Here is a 22,147-nt window from a genome sequence, read left to right on the forward strand (position 1 = left end):
TTACACCGTGTGCAGATACCAGTTGTATTCGAGATCCGAGATCGATACTTCAAACTCTGACAGCTCACTTTCCTTGCAGGCGACAAAGACATCGATGTAGTCCGGGCTGATGTACTTGTTCAGCACTTCGCTGTCATCCAGCTCGCGCAGTGCGTCGCGCAAGTTGTTTGGCAAGCTCTGCTCCAGCTGCTCGTAGGAGTTGCCTTCCACCGGCGCACCCGGCTCGATCTTGTTGGTCAGGCCGTGATGAATGCCGGAGAGGATTGCCGCCATCATCAAGTACGGGTTGGCATCAGCACCGGCAACACGGTGCTCGATGCGCACCGCATCAGCACTGCCGGTGGGCACGCGCAGGGCTACAGTACGGTTGTCCAGGCCCCAGCTTGGCGCATTCGGCACATAGAACTGGGCACCGAAACGCCGGTACGAGTTGACGTTCGGGCAGAGAAAAGCCATCGACGCCGGCAGGGTTTCCAACACGCCACCAATGGCGTGGCGCAGCGCGTCGTTCTGCTCGGGCTCATCACTGGTGAAGATGTTCTTGCCGGTTTTCTTGTCCAGCAACGAGATATGCACGTGCAAACCGTTGCCCGCCTGGCCAGGGTACGGCTTGGCCATGAACGTGGAGTCCATTTCATGGTCGTAGGCGATGTTCTTGATCAGACGCTTGAGCAGGACCGCGTAGTCGCAGGCCTTGATCGCATCTTCAACGTGATGCAGGTTGACCTCGAACTGTGCCGGGGCGCTTTCCTTGACGATGGCATCAGCCGGGATGTCCTGCTCTTTGGCCGCTTCAAGCATGTCCTGCAGGCAATCGACGTACTCGTCCAGATCATCGATCAGGTAGACCTGAGTCGACTGCGGACGCTTACCCGAGATCGGCGAACGGGGCGGCTGTGGGCGGCCATTCACGTTGTCCTGATCGATCAGGTAGAACTCCAGCTCGAAGGCGGCGCAGATGGTCAGGCCCAGCGCATCGAACTTCTCCACCACGCTGCGCAGCACTTCTCGCGGGTCAGCGAAGAAAGGGGTGCCATCCAGCTCGTGCATGGTCATCAGCAGCTGCGCGGTAGGACGCTTCTGCCAAGGCTCGTAGCTCAGCGTGCCGGGAATGGGAAAGCAAATACGGTCGGCATCACCGATATCCAGGCCCAGGCCGGTGCTTTCCACGGTCGAGCCGTTGATATCCAGCGCAAACAGCGACGCTGGCAGATTGATACCTTTTTCGTAAACCTTGTGCAGGCTCGCACGCTCGATTCGCTTTCCGCGCACGACACCGTTCATGTCGGAAATGAGCAGGTCCACGAACTGGACTTCAGGATAAGCCTGGAGAAACTCGCTCATCTCGCTGGAAGGGCTGGCGCACGGGGAGACCGACGTCATGGCTATGCATCCTTTGATTTTTATCGGGCGACAATATGAAGGGGTGTTGCAGGCGCCCTGTGGGCGTCGATGGTTGGTTTATTTTTCTAGTATTCCCATCGTGGGAAACAGCCGAATGAACATCCTTGTGCGCTGCACTCGGCACTCTGGCCGGCGGCGAGGTTGATTCGCGGCTGCTGCTTCACTATAGAATGGCCTCAACGCAACAGACATTGGCATTTCGGCAAGCTAAGAGTGCACTCATGCAATATCAGGTCAGCCATACCGATCTCACCCTGGTGCTCGCCCTGGTTCGCGGGCGATCCCTGGCAAAAGCTGCCGAACTGCTCAAGGTGGACGTGTCGACCGTCTTTCGCTCGATTCGCAGGCTCGAGGCCTCACTGGGCAAGGCGCTGTTCGATAAAAGCCGCAAGGGCTACGTCCCCACTGGCACAGCTCAAGCGCTGGCGGAGCAAGCCGAGCGCGCCGAACAGGCACTGGATGCGGCCCAGGTGGCGGTGGAACACGGCGACCAGGTGGTCAGCGGCACCGTGCGCCTGACTTGCACCGAAGCGGTATTGCACAGCCTGCTGCTGCCGGCGCTGGCCCATTTCATGCCAACCTACCCGGCGCTGTCGCTGGAGCTGGCAACCTCCAACTCCTTCGCCAACCTCAGCCGACGCGATGCCGATGTCGCCCTGCGCCTGACCAACTCACCCCCCGAGCACCTGGTCGGTCGCTGCCTGGGCACGGCCTCCTACCTTGTTTATGGGCACGCCGATTATCGCCAGCGCCTGGCCGAGGCTCCGGCATCACTCCCCTGGATCGCACTGGACGACTCGATGTCCGATCATGCCTCGGTGGTCTGGCGCGAGCAGCACCTACCTGGCGTGGTACCACGCTACCGCTGCAGCAGCATGGCCGCCGTCGCCCAACTGGTAGGTGCAGGGCTGGGCGTCGCAGCGCTGGCTGACTACATGGCCGACAGCCTCCCCGGGGTGGAGCGACTGAGCGATGCCCTGCCCGGCTGCGATACCGAACTCTGGCTGCTGACTCGCCCCGACTGCCGCGCACTGCGCTCAGTACAGACGCTGTTCGACGAACTGACCCCACGCTTGCGCGCGGCGATGGGCGAGTAGCACGAGGGAGTTGTGCTAACCCCACGCAAATGGTTATCGTCTGCTCTAACGCTAAAACTCTCGGCCAAAGCATGCCGCCTGAGCGAGAACTGAAATCAGCGCTTCCCTATTGGCTGGTGATTTTTTAAACTACCGAGTCCGCTCGCCCATCCGGGCTGCTTGCCTATTGCATTTGCTACGAGGAATACCATGGCCCGCGTGACCGTTGAAGATTGCCTGGACAACGTCGATAACCGTTTCGAGCTGGTCATGCTCGCCACCAAGCGTTCCCGCCAGCTGGCAACCGGTGGCAAGGAACCCAAAGTGGCCTGGGAAAACGACAAGCCAACCGTAGTTGCACTGCGTGAAATCGCTGCCGGCCTGGTCGACAACGAATTCGTCGCTCAAGAAGATGTGGTCGTTGAAGAGCCTATCTTTGCCGCATTTGAAGACGAGGCCAACGAGGCCGTCTAAGTTCATGCCTGGTCGACATTGCACGGCGCAAGGCACCAGCCATCGGCAGGAGGTAGTACGTTGCCGAGCATAGATGCCCTTGCCGATCGCCTGTCGACCTACCTCGGCGCTGACCAGGTCAACCTGGTGCGCCGAGCGTATTTCTACGCCGAACAAGCCCACGATGGCCAACGCCGTCGCAGCGGCGAACCTTACGTTACCCATCCCCTTGCGGTAGCGAGCATTCTTGCCGACATGCACATGGACCATCAGAGCCTGATGGCCGCCATGCTGCACGACGTGATCGAAGACACCGGTATCGCCAAGGAAGCGCTTTCAGCGCAATTTGGCGAAACCGTCGCCGAACTGGTCGACGGGGTCAGCAAGCTGACCCAGATGAACTTCGAAACCAAGGCCGAGGCCCAAGCGGAAAACTTCCAGAAAATGGCCATGGCCATGGCCCGGGACATCCGCGTGATTCTGGTCAAGCTGGCCGACCGCCTGCACAACATGCGCACCCTGGAAGTGCTGTCCGGCGAGAAGCGCCGACGCATCGCCAAGGAAACCCTGGAAATCTACGCCCCCATCGCCAACCGCCTTGGCATGCACGCCGTGCGCGTGGAATTCGAAGACCTGGGTTTCAAGGCCATGTACCCGATGCGCTCCGCACGCATCCATCAGGCGGTGAAACGCGCCCGCGGCAACCGCAAGGAACTCGTCAACAAGATCGAAGAATCGCTCAGCCATTGCCTGGCGGTCGACGGGATCGAAGGCGAAGTCAGCGGGCGACAGAAACACCTCTATGGCATCTACAAGAAGATGCGCGGCAAACGCCGGGCCTTCAACGAGATCATGGATGTCTACGCGTTCCGCATCGTCGTCGACAAGGTCGACACCTGCTACCGCGTACTCGGTGCAGTTCACAACCTGTACAAGCCACTGCCGGGTCGCTTCAAGGATTACATCGCGATCCCCAAGGCCAACGGCTACCAGTCACTGCACACCACGCTGTTCGGCATGCACGGTGTTCCCATCGAAATCCAGATCCGCACCCGCGAAATGGAAGAAATGGCCAACAACGGTATCGCCGCCCACTGGCTGTACAAATCCAGTGACGACGAACAGCCAAAAAGTACCCATGCCCGTGCCCGTCAGTGGGTCAAAGGCGTGCTGGAGTTGCAGCAACGTGCAGGCAACTCCCTTGAATTCATCGAAAGCGTGAAGATCGACCTCTTCCCGGACGAGGTCTACGTGTTCACGCCCAAAGGCCGCATCATGGAGCTACCCAAGGGCTCCACGGCGGTCGACTTCGCTTATGCCGTGCACACTGACGTCGGCAACAGCTGTATTGCCTGCCGCATCAATCGTCGCCTGGCACCGCTGTCCGAGCCACTGCAGAGCGGCTCGACCGTCGAGATCGTCAGTGCGCCAGGGGCACGGCCAAACCCGGCCTGGCTCAACTTCGTGGTGACCGGCAAAGCCCGTACGCACATTCGCCACGCGCTCAAGCTGCAACGCCGCTCCGAGTCGATCAGCCTTGGCGAGCGCCTGCTAAACAAAGTGCTCCATGGTTTCGACAGCGCGTTGGAGAAAATTCCTCAGGAACGCGTCCAGGCCATGCTCAGCGAATACCGCCTGGAACTGATCGAAGACCTGCTCGAAGACATCGGCCTGGGCAATCGCATGGCCTATGTCGTGGCTCGCCGCCTGCTGTCCAGCGAAGGCGAGCAGTTGCCAAGCCCTGAAGGCCCGCTGGCCATCCGCGGCACCGAAGGCCTGGTGCTGAGCTATGCCAAATGCTGCACACCGATTCCGGGCGACCCCATCGTCGGCCACCTGTCGGCCGGCAAAGGCATGGTCGTGCACCTGGAAAACTGCCGCAACATCAGCGAAATCCGCCACAACCCGGAAAAGTGCATCCAGCTCTCCTGGGCCAAGGACGTCACCGGCGAATTCAATGTGGAGTTGCGCGTCGAACTGGAACACCAGCGCGGCCTGATTGCCCTGCTAGCCAGCAGCGTCAACGCTGCCGACGGCAACATCGAGAAAATCAGCATGGACGAACGCGATGGTCGCATCAGCGTGGTCCAACTGGTGGTCAGCGTACACGACCGCGTACACCTGGCCCGCGTGATCAAGAAACTGCGTGCACTGACTGGCGTGATTCGCATCACCCGCATGCGCACGTAGCCCGACAACAGCAAGGAGTCATCCATGACCAAGACCGTCATCACCAGTGACAAGGCCCCAGCGGCCATCGGCACCTACTCTCAGGCGATCAAGGCCGGCAACACCGTATACATGTCCGGGCAGATCCCGCTCGATCCAAAAACCATGGAACTGGTTGAAGGCTTCGAAGCCCAGACCGTCCAGGTGTTCGAGAACCTGAAAGCCGTCGCCGAAGCCGCTGGCGGTTCGTTCAAGGACATCGTCAAGCTGAACATCTTCCTGACCGACCTGAGCCACTTCGCCAAGGTCAACGAAGTCATGGGCCGCTACTTCGAACAGCCTTACCCTGCTCGCGCCGCCATCGGCGTTGCCGCACTGCCTCGCGGCTCGCAAGTAGAAATGGACGCGATCCTGGTCCTCGAGTAATGCTCCAGATGGCGAACCTTGCAGGGTTCGCCATCGCTTTTCCCTGAAAGGACCCCGCCATGCGCTACGCGCTCGTCCTGTCGTTTGTTGCCGCCCTGCTCGGTGGCTGCGCCAGTCATAAACCTGAAGATTTCAACGGCATCTGGATCAACCAGAACGCCATCGATGCAGCCGCCAAAGGCGGTAACCTGCGTCAGGCCTTGCAAAGCAACGGCCCGAACCTGGAGTGGCGTATCAATACCGCCGCCAACCAGGCCCTGGTTACCAGCGGCTTTGAACTCAGCGAAGCTAAACTGCAGCCCGCTGACAAGGGCTGGAACGCTGTGTTTTATCCCAACTACAGCATTGGCCTGACCCTGGATGGCGACGAACTGGTCCAGGCGGCCAGCGAAAACGACCCAGAGCAGCGCTTCCATAAAGCCGACAAGCCACAGCTCGACGCACCGCCCCGCACGACGTTTGAACTGGCCCTCTATGAGGCCTACCTCAAAGGTGACTGGTCAATCGTCGAAGGCCCAGGCCAAGGCGCGACCATGAAGTTCAGCCCCAATGGCAGCCTTGAGGGCATGCCGAACCTGGACCGTTACGCACTGTGCCTGGACGGCGACTGCGCCACCATGACCGGCGAGTACGACAGCCTGTGGCTGGAGAAGAACCAGCAGGGTAGCCCGTGGATCTTCAAGCGTGATGGCAAGACACTGGAAATTTTCCAGGCCATCAACCAGGCACGCGACGACGAGATGCCTGAACTGCGTCCAGGCGCCCGCCGCTGGCTGCTGGAGCGCAAGTAAACCTGGGGCGCGTCAATCGCGCCCTGCAAGGATTGCCGCGTAGCCTTCCCGATAACTCGGGTAACGCGGGACCCAACCCAGCGAGCGTGCTCGTGCGTTCCGGCAGCGCTTGCTGCCCGTGCGCCGCACGCGCTCCTGTTCCGACCATTGGGTGACACCCAGGTATTCCCGCAACCAGGCCACCACTTCGAACAGCGGTGCTGGCGCGTCGTCCACACCGATGTAGCAATCTTCCAACGCCCGCCCCTCGCTGTCCGCCTGCAACAGGTACGCCAGCAGCCCGGCAGCGTCCTCGGCATGAATCCGGTTGCCATACAGTGGTGGCGTCTCGGTCACCCGGTAACCTTGGCGCACCTGCGTCAACAACCACTCACGCCCAGGGCCATAGATACCGGTCAGACGCACAATCGTCGCCGGTACGGCGCTGTTCAGGGCCACCTGCTCGGCTTCGAGCATCAGCCGCCCCGAATAGCCCTCAGGCTCAGTGACCGAGGTTTCATCAACCCACTCCCCATCCTTTTGCGCATAGACACTGCTACTGGACACAAACAGCAACCGTCGTGGCTGCTGCCCCTGTTCGCCAAGCCAACCCAGCACATGCCGCAAGCCATCGACATACGCCGCCCGATAACCCGCCTCATCGTGCTGGCTAGCCGCCACGCAATAGACCAGATAGTCCGGCGCAACCTTTGGCCAGGCGGGCGGGCAGGTCGCATTGCTCAGGTCAGCAGCAATTCCACTGACACCTGCAGGCAACTGCGCGATGTTTCTGCGCAGGCCGCTTACCTGCCAGTGCGCAGCTTGCAATTGGGTCGCCAGGCGGCCACCGACATCGCCACAACCGACAATCAAAACAGAGGGCGCAGACATCTCGAAACTCCGGTTATCAAAGCCACAGCCTATCTGCGAAAATCGATAGGTAGCTAGAGAATATGGAAGAAAGTTACTTTATTACTTTTGCTAACAAGAATTACTTGCAATAATGGCAACCCAATTTGTTCTCGGCCTGCCTCGAGGCCTGGAGAGCATCCACCTCTTTTTTTTTCATCAGGTCGGGCCAGCATGACACGTATCCCTTCTTCCGCTTTGCCAACCCCGTCGCGCGCCTGGCGCACTATCGCCGCGCTGATGTTCAGCCTGGTACTGGCGCCTGCGGCCATGGCCGATGAGCCAGCTGTGCAACACAGCTCGCCAGCGGCAGCGGTTGCCCCTGCTGCACCCGCCACGCCTGGCGCCGAAACAGCTGCCGAATCCGCCACTCCTGCCGTAGCACCACTCGAAGACCACGCCAGCGAAGGTGCAGCAGCCGTTGCCGAAGACACCAGCCTGGGCATGGCCCACGATCTGTCGCCGTGGGGCATGTACAAAAACGCCGACGTGGTGGTCAAGGCGGTCATGATCGGTCTGGCCATTGCCTCGATCATCACCTGGACCATCTGGATTGCCAAAGGCCTGGAGCTGATGGGCGCCAAACGTCGCCTGCGGGGTGACATCGCCCTGCTGAAGAAATCCTTGAGCCTCAAGGAAGCCAGCAGCGTTGCCAATACCGAAGGCACCCTGGCCCACCTGCTGGTCCATGATGCCCTCGAAGAAATGCGCCTTTCGACCAATACCCGCGAGAAAGAAGGCATCAAGGAGCGTGTCAGCTTCCGCCTGGAGCGCCTGGTCGCCGCCAGCGGTCGCAACATGAGCAGCGGCACCGGCGTGCTGGCAACCATCGGCTCCACTGCCCCCTTCGTCGGGCTGTTCGGTACGGTCTGGGGCATCATGAACAGCTTCATCGGCATCGCCAAGACTCAGACCACCAACCTGGCTGTGGTCGCCCCCGGCATCGCCGAAGCCCTGCTGGCGACGGCCCTGGGCCTGGTTGCAGCGATTCCTGCGGTGGTCATCTACAACGTCTTCGCTCGCTCCATCGCCGGCTACAAGGCACAGGTTTCCGACGCGTCGGCCCAGGTACTGCTGCTGGTCAGCCGCGATCTGGACCAACAGCCAGGCGAGCGCATCGCTCAGCCACACATGGTGAAAGTGGGGTAAGCGATGGGCCTGCATCTTAACGAGGGCGGCGACGATCTCGCCGAAAACCACGAAATCAACGTCACGCCGTTCATCGACGTGATGCTGGTGCTGCTGATCATCTTCATGGTCGCAGCGCCCCTGGCCACCGTCGATATCAAGGTCGATTTGCCCGCCTCCACGGCCAAGCCGGCACCGCGGCCTGAGAAGCCGGTCTTCCTCAGCGTGAAGGCCGATCAAAACCTGTATGTCGGCGACGAGCAGGTTCAGCGTGAGCAACTCGGCGCTGTACTCGACGCCAAGACCAAAGGCGACAAGGACACCACCATCTTCTTCCAGGCCGACAAAGGCGTCGACTACGGAGACCTGATGGAGGTGATGAATGCCCTGCGGGCGGCCGGCTACCTGAAGGTCGGCCTGGTCGGACTTGAGACGGCAGCCAAGAAATGATCAAGACGCGGCATAAACTGACGCGTTACGGCGGTAGCCTGGCGATTGTGCTGGCGGTGCATGCCGTTGCCGTCCTGCTGATGCTCAACTGGTCGGTGCCTCAGGCCATTGAGCTGCCACCGGCAGCAATGATGGTTGCAATGGCCCCGATGCCGGAGCCGGCACCACCGCCTCCGCCCAAGGTCGTGACACCGCCACAGCCACCGGCACCGGTCGAAGCCCCGCCAATGCCGAAACTGGCCGAGGCGCCAAAGCCGAAGATCGCCGTACCAAAACCGGACAAGCCAAAGGCGAAGCCACAACCACCGAAACCGGAGAAAAAGCCGGAGCCTGTGGAGCAAAAGCCGGCAGAAGAGAAAGCCGTCGATACACCGCCAAGCACCGCGCCCGCGCAGCAATCCGCCGCGCCCAAGCCGAGCATCGCGAGCAACAGCAACGCCCTGCCCACGTGGCAAAGCGACCTGTTGCGCCATCTGGGCAAGTACAAGCGCTACCCGGAAGACGCGCGTCGACGTGGGCTGCAAGGCATCAACCGGCTACGTTTCGTGGTCGATGGCGAAGGAAGGATTCTGTCCTACTCCCTGGCCGCTGGTTCGGGCAGTGCAGCGCTGGACCGTGCGACGCTGGACATGATCCGCAAGGCTCAACCGGTACCCGCGCCGCCAAAAGAGCTTCTCAACAATGGCAGTATCGAAGTGGTTGCCCCATTCGTTTACTCGCTGGACAGACGCTGAACGGGTAATCCTGTCATAAACAGGCAAGTCTGATAACGTGCGTCTATCGAGTGCAGCCGCTATGCTGGGGCCGCAACTTCTTGGACGCACGTTATGACCCTTACAGAATTACGCTACATCGTCACCCTCGCTCAGGAGCAGCACTTCGGCCACGCCGCCGAACGCTGCCATGTCAGCCAACCGACCCTGTCGGTGGGCGTGAAAAAGCTGGAGGACGAGCTTGGCGTACTGATTTTCGAGCGCAGCAAGAGCGCCGTGCGCCTCACGCCGGTGGGTGAAAGCATCGTCGCGCAAGCCCAGAAAGTACTGGAGCAGGCTCAAGGCATCCGCGAGCTGGCCCAGGCAGGCAAAAATCAGCTGACTGCACCGCTGAAGGTCGGCGCCATCTACACCGTCGGCCCCTACCTGTTTCCGCACCTGATTCCGCAACTGCACCGGGTCGCCCCGCAGATGCCGTTGTACATTGAAGAAAACTTCACTCACGTGCTGCGCGACAAGCTGCGCAATGGCGAACTGGATGCGGTGATCGTTGCCCTGCCGTTCAATGAAGCCGATGTGCTGACCCTGCCGCTGTACGACGAACCGTTCTACGTACTGATGCCCAGCGAGCACCCCTGGACGCAGAAGCAAACCATCGATGCCAGCCTGCTCAACGACAAGAGCCTGCTGTTGCTGGGCGAAGGTCACTGCTTCCGAGACCAGGTACTGGAAGCCTGTCCCACCCTGAACAAGGGCAGCGATGCGGCCAAGCACACCACGGTCGAGTCCAGCTCGCTGGAAACCATCCGTCATATGGTCGCCTCCGGCCTCGGTGTCTCGGTGCTGCCACTGTCGGCGGTCCACAGTCATCACTATGCACCCGGCATCATTGAAGTTCGCCCGTTGAGCCCGCCAGCGCCGTTTCGCACCGTGGCCATTGCCTGGCGTGCGAGCTTCCCGCGGCCAAAGGCTATCGAGATCCTCGCCGACTCGATCCGCCTGTGCTCGGTGGCCAAGCCACCCGTCAGCCAGTAAGCAGCCATGACCGAGTTGTCCAAGGTATCGGTCACTGCGCTGAAGGGCGTAGGCGAAGCCATGGCGGAAAAGCTCGCCAAGGTCGGTCTGGAAAACCTTCAGGATGTGCTCTTCCACCTGCCACTGCGCTATCAGGATCGCACCCGGGTCGTCCCGATCGGGGCCTTGCGCCCTGGCCAGGACGCCGTGATCGAGGGGGTGGTCAGCGGTGCCGACGTGGTCATGGGCAAACGCCGCAGCCTGCTGGTGCGTCTGGGCGACGGCAGTGGCGTGCTGAGCCTGCGCTTCTATCATTTCAGCAATGCGCAGAAGGAAGGCCTCAAGCGCGGAACGCACCTGCGCTGCTACGGCGAGGCTCGTCCGGGCGCATCGGGGCTGGAGATCTACCACCCGGAGTACCGCGCCCTTACAGGCGATGAACCGGCACCGGTGGAACAGACCCTGACACCGATCTACCCCACCACCGAAGGTCTGACCCAACAGCGTCTGCGCCAGCTCTGCCAACAGAGCCTGGCGATGCTTGGCCCGCGCAGCCTGCCCGACTGGTTGCCCGAGGAACTGGCCCGCGACTACCAACTGGCACCGCTGGACGATGCGATCCGCTACCTGCATCACCCTCCCGCCGATGCCGACGTCGACGAACTCGCCCTGGGCCAGCACTGGGCTCAGCACCGCCTGGCCTTTGAAGAGCTGTTGACCCATCAGCTATCCCAGCAGCGCCTGCGCGAAAGCCTCAGGGCCCAACGGGCTCCCGCGCTGCCCAAGGCCAGCCGACTGCCACAGCAATACCTGGCCAACCTGGGCTTTGCTCCCACCGGCGCCCAACAGCGGGTCGGCAACGAGATTGCCTACGACCTGAGCCAACCCGAGCCAATGCTGCGGCTTGTTCAGGGGGACGTCGGCGCTGGCAAGACCGTTGTTGCTGCGCTCGCCGCCCTGCAGGCCTTGGAGGCCGGCTACCAAGTGGCACTGATGGCGCCGACCGAGATTCTGGCAGAGCAGCACTTCATTACCTTCAAGCGCTGGCTGGAGCCGCTGGGCATCGAAGTCGCCTGGCTGGCGGGCAAGCTCAAAGGCAAGGCACGCGCTTCGGCCCTGGAGCAGATCGCAGGCGGCGCACCGATGGTGGTCGGTACCCACGCCCTGTTCCAGGACGAAGTAAAGTTCCACAACCTGGCGCTGGTGATCATCGACGAACAGCACCGCTTCGGTGTCCAGCAGCGCTTGGCCTTGCGCCAGAAAGGCGTGGGTGGCCGGCTCTGCCCCCATCAATTGATCATGACCGCAACACCCATTCCACGCACCCTGGCCATGAGCGCGTATGCCGACCTGGACACCTCGATCCTCGACGAGCTGCCGCCTGGACGTACCCCGGTCAACACCGTACTGGTGGTCGACAGCCGCCGCCTTGAAGTGGTCGAGCGCGTACGCGCCGCCTGCGCTGAAGGCCGTCAAGCCTACTGGGTCTGCACCCTGATCGAAGAATCCGAGGAGCTGACCTGCCAGGCCGCCGAAACCACCTTTGAAGAACTCAGCAGCGCCTTGGGCGAATTGCGCGTAGGCCTGATTCACGGGCGCATGAAACCTGCGGAGAAGGCCGCCGTCATGGCCGAATTCAAGGAAGGCCGTCTGCAACTGCTGGTGGCGACGACGGTCATCGAAGTCGGCGTAGACGTCCCCAACGCCAGCCTGATGATCATCGAGAACCCCGAACGCCTTGGCCTGGCCCAATTGCACCAGTTGCGCGGGCGCGTGGGCCGTGGCAGTGCCGTCAGCCACTGTGTGCTGCTCTACCATCCGCCGTTGTCGCAGATCGGCCGCGAACGCCTGGGAATCATGCGGGAAACCAACGACGGGTTCGTCATCGCCGAAAAAGACCTTGAGCTGCGCGGTCCTGGCGAGATGCTGGGTACCCGTCAGACCGGCCTGCTGCAGTTCAAGGTCGCCGACCTGATGCGTGACGCCGACCTGCTGCCTGCTGTGCGCGATGCGGCGCAGGCACTATTGGCTCGTTGGCCAACACATGTCAGCCCGCTGCTCGAACGCTGGCTGCGCCATGGCCAGCAGTATGGCCAGGTGTAATCCGCCCGACGGAATCGATCCAGCTCACGGTGCAAGCTGGTTATACTCTCGCGACTGTAAAGAATTTGGATACAGACCATGACTGAAGTTGCACTGGACGCCGCAACCCCCCAAGCCCCGTCTGTTATCCGGTTGCTGCTCGACAAACTGGATATCGCCTACCGTGAAGTGACCGAGCACCCACAGCTGCCGCCCGAGCGTCGGGTGCAGGCTGTATTGCTCGACGATGCAGTCGGTGCGCTGATGGTGTTGTTTCCGCAGAACCAGCTACTGGACCTCAAGCGCCTTACCGAACTGACCGGGCGTGATCTTGCCGCCGTGCCGTTGAAACGCCTGGAGCAGATGCTGGCCAAGCACGGCCTGAAGATTCTGCCGGGCATTCCGGCCCTTACCAGTTCGCCCTGCCTGTACGAAGAAAGCTTGCTGGACGTGCCGAGCCTGCTGATTCATTCAGGTGAAGCCGGCGTGCTGCTGGAAATTGAACGTGACACGTTCAAGAGAATGCTCAGCAAGGCCAGTGCCGGGCGCTTCGGCGAACTGCTGAGCAGTATTCAGCCCAACCTCGACCGCCCGGATGATGACCGCGAAGAGATCACCCAGGCTGTCCATGCCTTCACCGCACGGCGCATCCAGCAGCGCCTGGAATCGACCATCGAGATTCCACCGCTGGCAGAAACGGCGCAGAAGATCATCAAGTTGCGGGTCGATCCCAACGCCACCATCGACGACATCACCGGCGTAGTGGAAACCGATCCGGCATTGGCTGCTCAGGTAGTCAGTTGGGCAGGATCACCGTACTACGCTTCACCGGGCAAGATTCGCTCGGTGGAAGACGCGATCGTCCGCGTGCTGGGCTTCGACCTGGTGATCAACCTGGCACTCGGTCTGGCCCTGGGCAAAACCCTCAGCCTGCCCAAAGATCACCCACAACAGACCACACCGTACTGGCAGCAATCGATCTACACCGCAGCCGTTATCGAAGGCCTGACCCGCGCCATGCCTCGTGCCGAGCGGCCGGAGGCTGGGCTGACTTACCTCGCCGGGCTACTGCACAACTTTGGCTATCTGCTGCTGGCGCATGTGTTCCCGCCGCATTTCTCACTGATCTGCCGGCATCTGGAGGTCAACCCGCACCTGTGTCACAGCTATGTCGAGAAGCATCTGCTGGGCATCAGCCGCGAACAGATCGGCGCCTGGCTGATGCGTTTCTGGGACTTGCCGGACGAACTGGCCACGGCCTTGCGCTTCCAGCATGACCCACATTACGACGGTGACCACGCTGCATTCCCCAACCTGGTTTGCCTGGCCGTTCGCCTGCTGCGCGCCCGCGGCATCGGCTCAGGGCCGGAAGAAAGCATCCCGGATGAGTTGCTTGAGCGCCTGGGCATGAGCCGCAGCAAAGCCGAAGATGTGGTCAACAAGGTACTTGAAGCCGAGTCGCTGTTGCGCGAACTGGCCTCACAGTTCAACCAGAACTGACCACATGGCCTGGCCCTCGGCGGTCAGGCCTGCTTTTTCGGTTTCAGGAACTTGGTCAGGCCTTGGAACCAGACCACCAGGGCAGGGTTACCCTTGATCTGAATGCTCTTGTCCTGAATCCCCTGCATGAACGCCAACTGCTTGTTCTTGGCCTGCAACGTAGCGAAGCCGTAGGCCGCATCCTTGAAGGCTATCGCAAACGCCGGCTGCGGATGGGTACCGGCCTTGCTGCTGACGCGAAGGTCCTTGACGATGAAATGCCGAGCGACCTTGCCGTCCAGGGTCTGCAGTTGAAACACCAGGTTCTTGTCGGTCAGTTGCTGCTGGAACGCCGGGTTGTTGCGACTGGCCTTGGCCATGAGCAATCCCAGAGCCCAGAGAAGAAAGCGAAACTTCATGTGCACGCCTCGGCTAAAAAGTGACTGGCGAAGCAGTTTATAGTCTCGCTGCGAAAACACCATACGCCTTCCAGCTTTTCACAAAGGCGCCCGGCATTTGTCCTGAAAGCCGCCAAAACGGGGTGTTTCAATAACACGCCGCCCCTGCCACGGCACCTTGGTCGGTCAGGCGTTGCACGCTGGCGTCAGCGCTCTCGACGCCCTTTTCCTGAGCCAGTCGGTAGCACGCCAAAGCACGCGACAGGTCACGTCCTTGCAAGTCGCCTTGCTCATAGTGGTTGGCAAGAATCGGCAAAGTCTCCCAGCCACCCATTTTTACCGACTTGATCAACATTGCCTCGGCCCTCGCCGGGTCCAGGCACGGCCCGTCACGGGTATCGTCAGTGCCATTGCAGTAGAACTGTGCCAGCAACGCGGCGGCCACCGGCAGGGTTTCCGCCGCGCGGCTCAGCAGTTTCTCGCTGACCTCTGCACTCAGGGCCGGCGCCATGCCGGAAAAGCCGAGGCTGACGGCCTCCAGGCTGGCCTGTGGATTGCCCGAGGCCGCTGCGCAGAGCTTGTTCTGCAGTGCCGCTTCAAAGAACTCGGTGGTCGGTGGATAACGCTCGACACCACCCAGCCCCTGAAAAATTCCACTCTTGAGGTAGCAGATCTCTTCAACACGGCTCATGTTCGGCATCCCGCTGACTGCCAAACGGCTTTCATCTACCGACCAGTCCTCCATTGCCACCAGCGTCCAACACGCTGCGTACTCAAACAGGTAGGCCTTGATCGCCTCGTTGCCTGCCCGCTTGTCGTCTACCCGAACATGACGGGCGTCGATCCGTTGTACCTCCACCCCCGCCATGCCTGTATCGGTAATGGCCGACATCAACGGCAACGCCAACTGATCGCCCTGCAACACGCGGACGCTGGGTTGTGCGGAGTCGCCGACGACCTCTAGCGTCGTGCTGAAAACGCGCCCGGCACTGGCCTGGCGCTGCACGTCGATCGTTTGGGAAAAGGCCCGGAGAAACGCCGTGAAATCCGTGGCCGCACATACCGCAGGGGCGGCCACGGCAGTGATAGGGAACGCGCACAGCCACAACATGGCCAGGAACGATGCAGTAATGAAGTTAGCGGATGTCATGGGAGCTGAATCGTCCTGGTTGATTAGCGCGTATTACCGCGACTGCGCTCCAGAGCGCGTGCGGGAATCAGCCGTTCCTTGCCAGCGGCCTGCATGGCCGCAATGTAGGCGGTGTAGTAACCCGCTGCCTGGCTTGGCTTGTACAAGCCCCACAGGGCATCGGCGATGTTCAGTTTCAACACCACGCGCTCAGGCACCACGCGCTCGACCTTGCTGAACAGCTCATACGCCGACGCCTGCCAACTCGCCTCTTGAAGGGCGTAACCGAGATCGTTGTACAGCGGTGCGTTACTTACCGTCAGGGGTTCATCACGCAGCAACTGCGCGACCCTGAGGCTCAGGTAACTACTGACCGCTTCGGTGTCCTTGGCCTTCAAGCGCTCAAGGACAATCCTGTGCGCCAGCTTCAGCGAGTCCCGCTCACGGCCTTGCACCCGCTCTTTGAGCTTCTGCGTTGCCAAGGGTCGGCTGATGTACCAGTGGTAGTTGATCCAGTAGATGGCCATATTGCCCTCATACCCGGACAACACCTGCGAAGCCGCCTCATCCTTGACCAGTGCATCCACTATCCAGATGTATACGAAGGCGCGGTACTCCCAGCCCTTGATCGCGTAGGTGTCAAAGCCTGAATGATCAACCGGCCACCGACAGAGCACCACCAGGTAGGGCTTGGTGCTGTCGACCGTATAGGCATCGACAACCTCTGGGTTGCCTCGCTCAGGCAGGCACTTGTCTGGCAGCGCTTCAGTAAACCCCTCGGCGCCTTGCAACTGACCTTGCCACCCCGTGCCCGTGTCGCTCGCCAGGCGCTCGAACTGCACCTGAGTGGCGCCCTTGAAGCTGGGTGTCAGTTGAAACTGCCGTGTCTCGGCCTGCGCCAGAAGCGGCAACAGAGCCCATAGCAGGCTTAGGCCAATAGACTTCACGTGTTCACCTGCCCTGACACATCGACGTTTTGCCGGACAACCGATGGCCGACGACGGGCAAACACCTGCTCAAGGCCTATCGCCAGTAACGTCACACCACCGGCCAGGCAGCTGAAAAACCCGGCCCGCACCGGATGATCCGGCAACAGCCAATACAGAATCAGTGCGACCATCGCGGCGTTGAGTAACACCTTGAGTTTCCAGCGAGGCAGCAAGGCAATCACCGTGCTGAACACGATCAGGGTATAGAACACCAACCAGACAATGCTGCCCGCTGCCACCCCTCTGGCGGTGAAGCCACCATAGCGCTGCTTGTACAGCGTGACGCCGTAATCGTTGAGCAACAGGAACAGAAAACCGGCAAGACCATAGATGAGCACTACCTTTAGCCAGCGAATCATCTAGGCCACCCGAGTGTTCATGTAGTAGGTGCCAACAATGTGCAGCGCCACCACGGTTGCCAGGCAACCAAGGATCAGCACCCGTAGCCAGGCCCTGTGCCACAAACGCGGGTTCAGGCCACACAGCAGGCCGATCAGGCAGGCAATCGCCAGTGAACCGAACAAGTCACTATCGGCCAACCCAGCCAGGTAGCCCTTGAAGTAGTCGTCATCAACGTACATCCGCGCAATGCTCCATGGGCAAGGCCAGGGGAAAATAATCGGCGCAGAACAGGGGGAATACAGACAGGCCCGCAGCAAGCAGCGACCGCATAGGCGGGTCGTCTTGTGGGGATATAACGCAGTAGGCGTATGCCGCTTCTTCCCTGAAACGCGTTGCGGCCAATACACCCTATCGGCCGAGGCGACGTATGCTAGTGAGAAGCCGGGGAGCAGGCAAATAAAAACGGGCGCCGCCTGGGCACCCGTTTTTCATGGCATCAGTTGCCAGGAGGCATCATGGGTTGACGCTGTCCTTGAGGAACTTGCCAGGTTTGAACGCGACGGTATTGCTGGCCTTGATCTTCACCGGCTCGCCGGTTTGCGGGTTCTTGCCCGTACGGGCACCACGGTGGCGTTGCAGGAAGGTGCCGAAACCCACCAGGGTCACACTGTCTTTGCGGTGCAGGGCGCTGGTGATCTCTTCGAGTACGGCGTTGAGCACGCGATTGGCCTGCTCTTTGGTGAGGTCAGCCTTTTCAGCAATAGCTGCGGCGAGTTCTGGTTTACGCATAGTGAAGCCTCTTTGACGGATTTTTTGTTGTTATGCCGTGCTGCTCCCAGGGAGCAGCGCCCAAGGGGCCGCAGGCTCTAAACTGCGGCAGACGGGTGTGAGAATGGCACGCCGCCCAAAGCCGCGCCAGTCTCTGAGCGACCTTTGTGTTGGCAAAGGATAGGTAAATCCGACAAAACGCCCGGCATTTACGCCATCAGCGCGGGCAACTGGCGGTTCAGCGCCAGTTTTTCCATCACCGCAGTACCGGTCAGTGCGTAGCCCAACAGGTTCCCATCGGCATCATGGCACAGCACCTTGAGGTCAGCGCCCTGCCCTTCGACCTGCCATTGCCCCTCGCTGCCACGCGGCGGCGGTGAAATCACCAGCGGGCATACCGGTGTTTTCACCGTGATCGGCATAGGCCCATAGCTAACCGTTGTCAGCGTGCCCGCGAGGGTCTGGGCCAAGGCACGTGCACAGCTCATCAATGGCATCACATAGAGCAGGTTGAGCCCATCCACTTCGGCACAGTCGCCCAGCGCGTAGATGTTCGCATGCGAGGTGCGCAATGTACGATCGACCACCACGCCACGGTTCACCACCAGGCCCGCGGCCGCAGCCAGATCAATACGTGGGCGCAACCCGACCGCCGATACCACGAGGTCGCAGGCGATCACACGGCCATCGGACAGGTGGGCTTCCAGGCCATCCGCTGCGCGCTGCAGACGGGTCAGTACTGGGCCAAGGTGAAAGCGCACACCCAACCCCTCCAGGCCAGCCTGCACGGCACGCGCCGCCGCCGGGTGCAGCAGGGTGGGCATGACCTGTTCGCACGGCGCGACCAGCTCGACCTGATAACCACCACTGCTCAGGTCGTTGGCGAACTCGCAACCGATCAGGCCGGCACCGAGAATCAGCACCCGCTGCTTGCCTGCGGCAGCAGCCCGAAAGCGTGCGTAGTCTTCCAGATCGTTGATCGGAAAAATCGCCTCGCTCGCATCGCCGTCAACCGATACCCGCACGGTTTCCGCGCCCCAGGCCAGGATCAGGTCGCGATAGGACACGGCCTCTTCGCCAATCCACACCCTCTTGTGCCCTGGATCGATGCCACTGATACGGGTGTGCGTGCGCACTTCCGCCTTGAGCTGTTCAGCCATGGCGCCAGGCTCGGCCATGCTCAGGCCATCAGCATCCTTCTGCTTGGCAAAACCGGTGGACAGCATGGGCTTGGAATAGGAGCGCCCATCATCAGCGGTGATCAGCAGCAACGGCGTCTCGCCGTCGAGCTTGCGAAACTCACGGGCGAGGTTGTATCCCGCAAGACCCGTACCGACAATCACCACTGGAGCCGTCATGAAGTGCTTCCTTGTACGTTAAAAAATCGATCAGCCGATGGCGATCATTTCGAAATCGGTCTTGCCCACGCCGCAGTCCGGGCACAACCAGTCTGCAGGCACATCTTCCCAGCGGGTACCCGGCTCGATACCGTCATCCGGCCAGCCTTCGGCCTCGTCGTAAATCAGCCCACACACCACACATTGCCACTTTTTCATTGCTAAGGTTCCTACTCAGGCTTGGCGTGGTCGCTCTGCAACGTGCGGTGGCGACCATCAGGAAGGCTTTGTACTGGAGGGCGACGCCACGATGCAAGCCGGAACGGGCAATCATGCTAAGCTCGCCACCTCACTGGCCTGTAACCGCATACCTACCGTGCCGTACGAAACTTCGCTAGCGCCTACTCCGTACTGGCAGCCACAGCCGCTGCCGACCGCCTCTGTCGACGCGCCAACCCTCGACTGGTTGTTCGACCAAGGTTCCCTGACCCGTCGACTGACTCAATTATCCGCCGATCAATTCTGCGTGACACCCCTTTGCGAAGGCTGGCAGACGCTCCGCGACGATGAGTGCCAGGCACTCGGGCTGGCACCTGGCAGCGAAGGCTGGGTACGCGAGGTGTACTTGCTCGGGCAAGACCAGCCCTGGGTGTTCGCCCGCAGCGTGGCGGCCCGCAGTGCACTGGAAGAGGATGGGCTGGACCTGGAAAGCCTTGGCAGTCGGTCGCTCGGCGAACTGTTGTTCTGTGATCGCGGGTTTACCCGCCAGGCCATTGAAGTATGCCGCTACCCTTCGGCCTGGCTACCGCCGGATGCTGCCTGTGATCGACTGTGGGCAAGGCGTTCTCGCTTCGACCGTGGCGCGTTGAGCGTTTTGGTTGCTGAAACTTTTCTACCGGCGCTGTGGCACGCCGCGAATATCCGTCAGGAGGACTGCTGATGTACCTGAGCCTGCTCAAGTCCCTCAATCGCCTGCACCCCCGTGCCTGGGACTTCATCCAACTGAGCCGGATGGACAAGCCAATCGGCATCTACCTGCTGCTCTGGCCGACCTTGTCTGCCATATGGATCGCGGGCAAGGGCTCGCCGTCGCTGGCCAACGTGCTGATTTTCACCCTCGGGGTCGTCCTGATGCGGGCAGCAGGCTGCGCGATCAACGACTTCGCCGACCGCAAGGTCGATGGCCATGTCAAACGCACCGCCGAACGGCCATTGGCCAGCGGCAAGATCAGCGGCCGCGAAGCCCTGACGTTGTTCGCCCTGCTGGTAGGCGTAAGCTTCGCACTGGTGCTGTGCACCAATACCACCACGGTCTGGCTGTCGTTCGGCGCAGTGGCGCTGGCATCCTGCTACCCGTTCATGAAGCGCTATACCTACTACCCACAGGTAGTTCTGGGTGCAGCCTATTCATGGGGCATTCCCATGGCCTTCACCGCCGAGACCGGTGAACTGCCGGCCATTGCCTGGCTTCTGTACATTGCCAACCTGCTCTGGACCGTAGGCTACGACACCTACTACGCCATGGTTGACCGTGATGACGACCTGAAAATCGGGGTCAAGTCCACCGCCATCCTGTTCGGCGAAGCCGATCGGTTCATCATTGTGACGCTTCAGGGGTTGTCACTGGCCTGCCTGCTGATGGCCGGCAATCGTTTCGGCCTCGGTGGCTGGTTCCACCTGGGGCTGGTGGCAGCGGCACTGTGCTTTGCCTGGGAATACTGGTCGACCCGCAAACTGGATCGCGAGTCATGCTTCAAGGCCTTCCTGCACAACCACTGGGCCGGCCTGCTGGTGTTTATCGGTATCGTGCTCGACTACGCACTACGCTGACCGCCCTTGGGCGGTCAGCATTTGGGCGGCGCTCAGGGTTTGGCCACGTGCCAGACGTCCTTCATACCGTCGCCATACATATCGCCGGCTTTCTTGTCATTGATAAAGGTGTACACCGGCTTGCCATCGTAGGCCCACTGCATCGTACCGTCATCACGCTTGATCTGCGTCCATTCACCCTCGGCTTTCTCGCCGGCCTTGACCATCAGCGGCGGCCAGTTCTTGGCACACTCACCACTGCACATCGACTTGCCCCCCATATCCTTGTCAAAGGTATAAAGGGTCATGCCATGTGCATCGACAAGCATGCCGTCCTTTTCCATGGCATATTCGGCCAAGGCCACCCCCGGCAAGGCCAGTGCCGCTACCGTGAAAAGCGCCATCCAGTTCAGCGTATGTCGTGTCATTGGATCCACCTTCTGTTCTCGGGAGTGAGCTTTAAGCCTAGCTCAGTAACAGAATGTTGCTGCAAGCGCCCACGACCTGTCACACGACTGCAATAATTCCGTTATCTAATGCGGGCCAAGACACCTGAATGGTAAGAGGTTAAAGCATGGTTGGCAGAAACATTCTAATCGTCGACGACGAAGCGCCGATTCGCGAGATGATCGCCGTTGCATTGGAAATGGCCGGCTATGAATGCCTTGAAGCAGAAAATTCGCAGCAGGCGCATGCCATCATCGTCGACCGCAAGCCCGACCTGATCCTGCTCGACTGGATGCTGCCTGGCACCTCGGGCATCGAACTGGCCCGACGCCTGAAGCGCGATGAACTGACTGGCGACATCCCGATCATCATGCTCACTGCCAAGGGTGAGGAAGACAACAAGATCCAGGGGTTGGAAGTCGGCGCTGACGACTACATCACCAAGCCGTTCTCGCCACGAGAGCTGGTGGCACGCCTCAAAGCCGTGTTGCGCCGCGCCGGCCCAAGTGACGGCGAAGCGCCCATCGAAGTGGGTGGGTTGCTGCTCGATCCGATCAGCCACCGCGTAACCATCGATGGCAAACCTGCCGAAATGGGCCCGACCGAATACCGCTTGCTGCAGTTCTTCATGACCCACCAGGAGCGCGCCTACACCCGTGGTCAGCTGCTTGATCAGGTCTGGGGCGGAAACGTCTACGTTGAAGAGCGCACCGTCGATGTGCATATTCGTCGCCTGCGCAAAGCGCTGGGTGAAGCCTACGAGAATCTGGTACAAACCGTTCGTGGCACCGGCTACCGTTTTTCGACTAAAAGCTGAAGCGTCAACGCGCGCATCGGCTTGCAGCGCGCAGCTGC

The 22,147-nt window shown here is 60.9% G+C and carries 25 protein-coding genes; 14 read left to right on the top strand and 11 right to left on the bottom strand.

Translation table 11 applies throughout. The features are described 5' to 3' along the window. Positions 1 to 1,383: a glutamine synthetase family protein gene (locus ACZ9H3_RS14945; protein WP_065758145.1), complete on the bottom strand. Its 1,383-nt coding sequence runs from the start codon at positions 1,381 to 1,383 to the stop codon at positions 1 to 3. 242 nt (positions 1,384 to 1,625) lie between these two features. Between ACZ9H3_RS14945 and ACZ9H3_RS14950 the strand changes: the two genes are divergently transcribed. The 5 genes from ACZ9H3_RS14950 (at position 1,626) to ACZ9H3_RS14970 (ending at position 6,319) form a co-directional block, all read left to right on the top strand. Beyond that, a complete protein-coding gene (locus ACZ9H3_RS14950) occupies positions 1,626 to 2,501 on the top strand; it encodes a LysR family transcriptional regulator (protein ID WP_065758144.1) in 876 nt (291 codons plus the stop codon). 189 nt (positions 2,502 to 2,690) lie between these two features. Further along, a complete protein-coding gene (gene rpoZ, locus ACZ9H3_RS14955; RefSeq protein ID WP_065758143.1) occupies positions 2,691 to 2,954 on the top strand; it encodes a DNA-directed RNA polymerase subunit omega in 264 nt (87 codons plus the stop codon). Positions 2,955 to 3,014: 60 nt separating this feature from the next. Continuing rightward, a complete protein-coding gene (gene spoT / locus ACZ9H3_RS14960) occupies positions 3,015 to 5,123 on the top strand; it encodes a bifunctional GTP diphosphokinase/guanosine-3',5'-bis pyrophosphate 3'-pyrophosphohydrolase (RefSeq protein ID WP_099776350.1) in 2,109 nt (702 codons plus the stop codon). Between the two features lie 24 nt (positions 5,124 to 5,147). Beyond that, positions 5,148 to 5,528 carry a RidA family protein gene (locus ACZ9H3_RS14965; RefSeq protein WP_043861567.1) on the top strand — a complete coding sequence of 127 codons (381 nt, stop codon included), beginning with the start codon at positions 5,148 to 5,150 and terminating at the stop codon, positions 5,526 to 5,528. 59 nt (positions 5,529 to 5,587) lie between these two features. Beyond that, entirely contained in the window at positions 5,588 to 6,319 is a 732-nt protein-coding gene (locus tag ACZ9H3_RS14970; protein WP_099776352.1) for a hypothetical protein, read from the top strand. Between the two features lie 12 nt (positions 6,320 to 6,331). Here the strand turns inward: ACZ9H3_RS14970 and ACZ9H3_RS14975 are convergent, their stop codons facing one another. After that, positions 6,332 to 7,189: an SDR family oxidoreductase gene (locus tag ACZ9H3_RS14975; protein ID WP_102052720.1), complete on the bottom strand. Its 858-nt coding sequence runs from the start codon at positions 7,187 to 7,189 to the stop codon at positions 6,332 to 6,334. 192 nt (positions 7,190 to 7,381) lie between these two features. On the opposite strand from ACZ9H3_RS14975, the gene exbB reads away from it, so the two are divergent. The 6 genes from exbB to ACZ9H3_RS15005 all read left to right on the top strand — a co-directional run bounded on the left by exbB (position 7,382) and on the right by ACZ9H3_RS15005 (position 14,094). Then, on the top strand, positions 7,382 to 8,356 hold the full coding sequence (gene exbB, locus ACZ9H3_RS14980) for a tonB-system energizer ExbB (protein ID WP_476221334.1): 975 nt from the start codon (positions 7,382 to 7,384) through the stop codon (positions 8,354 to 8,356). Positions 8,357 to 8,359: 3 nt separating this feature from the next. Then, positions 8,360 to 8,785 carry a TonB system transport protein ExbD gene (exbD, locus tag ACZ9H3_RS14985; protein WP_099776357.1) on the top strand — a complete coding sequence of 142 codons (426 nt, stop codon included), beginning with the start codon at positions 8,360 to 8,362 and terminating at the stop codon, positions 8,783 to 8,785. Continuing rightward, entirely contained in the window at positions 8,782 to 9,519 is a 738-nt protein-coding gene (locus tag ACZ9H3_RS14990) for an energy transducer TonB (protein WP_065758137.1), read from the top strand. The genes exbD and ACZ9H3_RS14990 overlap by 4 nt, the downstream gene beginning before the upstream one ends. A 93-nt stretch (positions 9,520 to 9,612) precedes the next feature. Next, entirely contained in the window at positions 9,613 to 10,533 is a 921-nt protein-coding gene (locus tag ACZ9H3_RS14995) for a hydrogen peroxide-inducible genes activator (protein WP_065758136.1), read from the top strand. Positions 10,534 to 10,539: 6 nt separating this feature from the next. Next, on the top strand, positions 10,540 to 12,615 hold the full coding sequence (gene recG / locus ACZ9H3_RS15000; protein ID WP_065758135.1) for an ATP-dependent DNA helicase RecG: 2,076 nt from the start codon (positions 10,540 to 10,542) through the stop codon (positions 12,613 to 12,615). Positions 12,616 to 12,693: 78 nt separating this feature from the next. Continuing rightward, the gene (locus tag ACZ9H3_RS15005) at positions 12,694 to 14,094 is read left to right on the top strand and encodes an aminoacyl-tRNA deacylase and HDOD domain-containing protein (RefSeq protein WP_099776361.1); all 1,401 of its coding nucleotides are present in this window, start codon (positions 12,694 to 12,696) and stop codon (positions 14,092 to 14,094) included. A gap of 23 nt (positions 14,095 to 14,117) precedes the next feature. On the opposite strand, the gene ACZ9H3_RS15010 is transcribed toward ACZ9H3_RS15005, so the two are convergent. The 8 genes from ACZ9H3_RS15010 to ACZ9H3_RS15045 all read right to left on the bottom strand — a co-directional run bounded on the left by ACZ9H3_RS15010 (position 14,118) and on the right by ACZ9H3_RS15045 (position 19,255). After that, entirely contained in the window at positions 14,118 to 14,492 is a 375-nt protein-coding gene (locus tag ACZ9H3_RS15010) for a helicase (RefSeq protein ID WP_065758164.1), read from the bottom strand. 127 nt (positions 14,493 to 14,619) lie between these two features. Beyond that, complete coding sequence (locus ACZ9H3_RS15015) at positions 14,620 to 15,621, bottom strand: SEL1-like repeat protein (RefSeq protein WP_476221338.1); 1,002 nt, start codon at positions 15,619 to 15,621, stop codon at positions 14,620 to 14,622. A gap of 23 nt (positions 15,622 to 15,644) precedes the next feature. Next, the gene (locus ACZ9H3_RS15020; protein ID WP_476221340.1) at positions 15,645 to 16,547 is read right to left on the bottom strand and encodes a hypothetical protein; all 903 of its coding nucleotides are present in this window, start codon (positions 16,545 to 16,547) and stop codon (positions 15,645 to 15,647) included. Beyond that, positions 16,544 to 16,948, bottom strand: coding sequence for a hypothetical protein (locus tag ACZ9H3_RS15025; RefSeq protein ID WP_476221342.1), 405 nt, complete (start codon positions 16,946 to 16,948; stop codon positions 16,544 to 16,546). Before ACZ9H3_RS15025 ends, ACZ9H3_RS15020 begins: the two co-directional genes overlap by 4 nt. Further along, on the bottom strand, positions 16,949 to 17,170 hold the full coding sequence (locus ACZ9H3_RS15030) for a hypothetical protein (protein WP_099776369.1): 222 nt from the start codon (positions 17,168 to 17,170) through the stop codon (positions 16,949 to 16,951). Positions 17,171 to 17,444: 274 nt separating this feature from the next. Then, entirely contained in the window at positions 17,445 to 17,720 is a 276-nt protein-coding gene (locus tag ACZ9H3_RS15035) for an HU family DNA-binding protein (RefSeq protein ID WP_065758133.1), read from the bottom strand. Positions 17,721 to 17,908: 188 nt separating this feature from the next. After that, the gene (locus tag ACZ9H3_RS15040) at positions 17,909 to 19,057 is read right to left on the bottom strand and encodes an NAD(P)/FAD-dependent oxidoreductase (protein ID WP_476221345.1); all 1,149 of its coding nucleotides are present in this window, start codon (positions 19,055 to 19,057) and stop codon (positions 17,909 to 17,911) included. Between the two features lie 30 nt (positions 19,058 to 19,087). Further along, positions 19,088 to 19,255, bottom strand: a complete 168-nt coding sequence (locus tag ACZ9H3_RS15045; RefSeq protein ID WP_099776373.1) for a rubredoxin — start codon at positions 19,253 to 19,255, stop codon at positions 19,088 to 19,090. A gap of 157 nt (positions 19,256 to 19,412) precedes the next feature. On the opposite strand from ACZ9H3_RS15045, the gene ACZ9H3_RS15050 reads away from it, so the two are divergent. Further along, complete coding sequence (locus ACZ9H3_RS15050) at positions 19,413 to 19,976, top strand: chorismate--pyruvate lyase family protein (RefSeq protein WP_330522472.1); 564 nt, start codon at positions 19,413 to 19,415, stop codon at positions 19,974 to 19,976. Continuing rightward, entirely contained in the window at positions 19,976 to 20,866 is an 891-nt protein-coding gene (gene ubiA, locus ACZ9H3_RS15055) for a 4-hydroxybenzoate octaprenyltransferase (protein ID WP_065758130.1), read from the top strand. The genes ACZ9H3_RS15050 and ubiA overlap by 1 nt, the downstream gene beginning before the upstream one ends. 32 nt (positions 20,867 to 20,898) lie before the next feature. Here ubiA and ACZ9H3_RS15060 read toward each other — a convergent pair whose 3' ends face one another. Beyond that, positions 20,899 to 21,273 carry a COG4315 family predicted lipoprotein gene (locus ACZ9H3_RS15060; RefSeq protein WP_330522473.1) on the bottom strand — a complete coding sequence of 125 codons (375 nt, stop codon included), beginning with the start codon at positions 21,271 to 21,273 and terminating at the stop codon, positions 20,899 to 20,901. A 146-nt stretch (positions 21,274 to 21,419) separates the two neighbouring features. Between ACZ9H3_RS15060 and phoB the strand changes: the two genes are divergently transcribed. Beyond that, a complete protein-coding gene (gene phoB, locus ACZ9H3_RS15065; RefSeq protein WP_065758128.1) occupies positions 21,420 to 22,109 on the top strand; it encodes a phosphate regulon transcriptional regulator PhoB in 690 nt (229 codons plus the stop codon). Positions 22,110 to 22,147 lie beyond the last annotated feature (38 nt).

This window comes from Pseudomonas sp. TE3910 (assembly GCF_056279025.1).

Bases quoted from the DNA above. Each gene is read 5' to 3' on its own strand.
- ACZ9H3_RS14945 (WP_065758145.1), bottom strand. From the start codon at position 1,383: ATGACGTCGGTCTCCCCGTGCGCCAGCCCTTCCAGCGAGATGAGCGAG.
- ACZ9H3_RS14950 (WP_065758144.1), top strand. From the start codon at position 1,626: ATGCAATATCAGGTCAGCCATACCGATCTCACCCTGGTGCTCGCCCTG.
- rpoZ (WP_065758143.1), top strand. From the start codon at position 2,691: ATGGCCCGCGTGACCGTTGAAGATTGCCTGGACAACGTCGATAACCGT.
- ACZ9H3_RS14965 (WP_043861567.1), top strand. From the start codon at position 5,148: ATGACCAAGACCGTCATCACCAGTGACAAGGCCCCAGCGGCCATCGGC.
- ACZ9H3_RS14970 (WP_099776352.1), top strand. From the start codon at position 5,588: ATGCGCTACGCGCTCGTCCTGTCGTTTGTTGCCGCCCTGCTCGGTGGC.
- ACZ9H3_RS14975 (WP_102052720.1), bottom strand. From the start codon at position 7,189: ATGTCTGCGCCCTCTGTTTTGATTGTCGGTTGTGGCGATGTCGGTGGC.
- exbB (WP_476221334.1), top strand. From the start codon at position 7,382: ATGACACGTATCCCTTCTTCCGCTTTGCCAACCCCGTCGCGCGCCTGG.
- exbD (WP_099776357.1), top strand. From the start codon at position 8,360: ATGGGCCTGCATCTTAACGAGGGCGGCGACGATCTCGCCGAAAACCAC.
- ACZ9H3_RS14990 (WP_065758137.1), top strand. From the start codon at position 8,782: ATGATCAAGACGCGGCATAAACTGACGCGTTACGGCGGTAGCCTGGCG.
- ACZ9H3_RS14995 (WP_065758136.1), top strand. From the start codon at position 9,613: ATGACCCTTACAGAATTACGCTACATCGTCACCCTCGCTCAGGAGCAG.
- recG (WP_065758135.1), top strand. From the start codon at position 10,540: ATGACCGAGTTGTCCAAGGTATCGGTCACTGCGCTGAAGGGCGTAGGC.
- ACZ9H3_RS15005 (WP_099776361.1), top strand. From the start codon at position 12,694: ATGACTGAAGTTGCACTGGACGCCGCAACCCCCCAAGCCCCGTCTGTT.
- ACZ9H3_RS15010 (WP_065758164.1), bottom strand. From the start codon at position 14,492: ATGAAGTTTCGCTTTCTTCTCTGGGCTCTGGGATTGCTCATGGCCAAG.
- ACZ9H3_RS15015 (WP_476221338.1), bottom strand. From the start codon at position 15,621: ATGACATCCGCTAACTTCATTACTGCATCGTTCCTGGCCATGTTGTGG.
- ACZ9H3_RS15025 (WP_476221342.1), bottom strand. From the start codon at position 16,948: ATGATTCGCTGGCTAAAGGTAGTGCTCATCTATGGTCTTGCCGGTTTT.
- ACZ9H3_RS15030 (WP_099776369.1), bottom strand. From the start codon at position 17,170: ATGTACGTTGATGACGACTACTTCAAGGGCTACCTGGCTGGGTTGGCC.
- ACZ9H3_RS15035 (WP_065758133.1), bottom strand. From the start codon at position 17,720: ATGCGTAAACCAGAACTCGCCGCAGCTATTGCTGAAAAGGCTGACCTC.
- ACZ9H3_RS15040 (WP_476221345.1), bottom strand. From the start codon at position 19,057: ATGACGGCTCCAGTGGTGATTGTCGGTACGGGTCTTGCGGGATACAAC.
- ACZ9H3_RS15045 (WP_099776373.1), bottom strand. From the start codon at position 19,255: ATGAAAAAGTGGCAATGTGTGGTGTGTGGGCTGATTTACGACGAGGCC.
- ubiA (WP_065758130.1), top strand. From the start codon at position 19,976: ATGTACCTGAGCCTGCTCAAGTCCCTCAATCGCCTGCACCCCCGTGCC.
- ACZ9H3_RS15060 (WP_330522473.1), bottom strand. From the start codon at position 21,273: ATGACACGACATACGCTGAACTGGATGGCGCTTTTCACGGTAGCGGCA.
- phoB (WP_065758128.1), top strand. From the start codon at position 21,420: ATGGTTGGCAGAAACATTCTAATCGTCGACGACGAAGCGCCGATTCGC.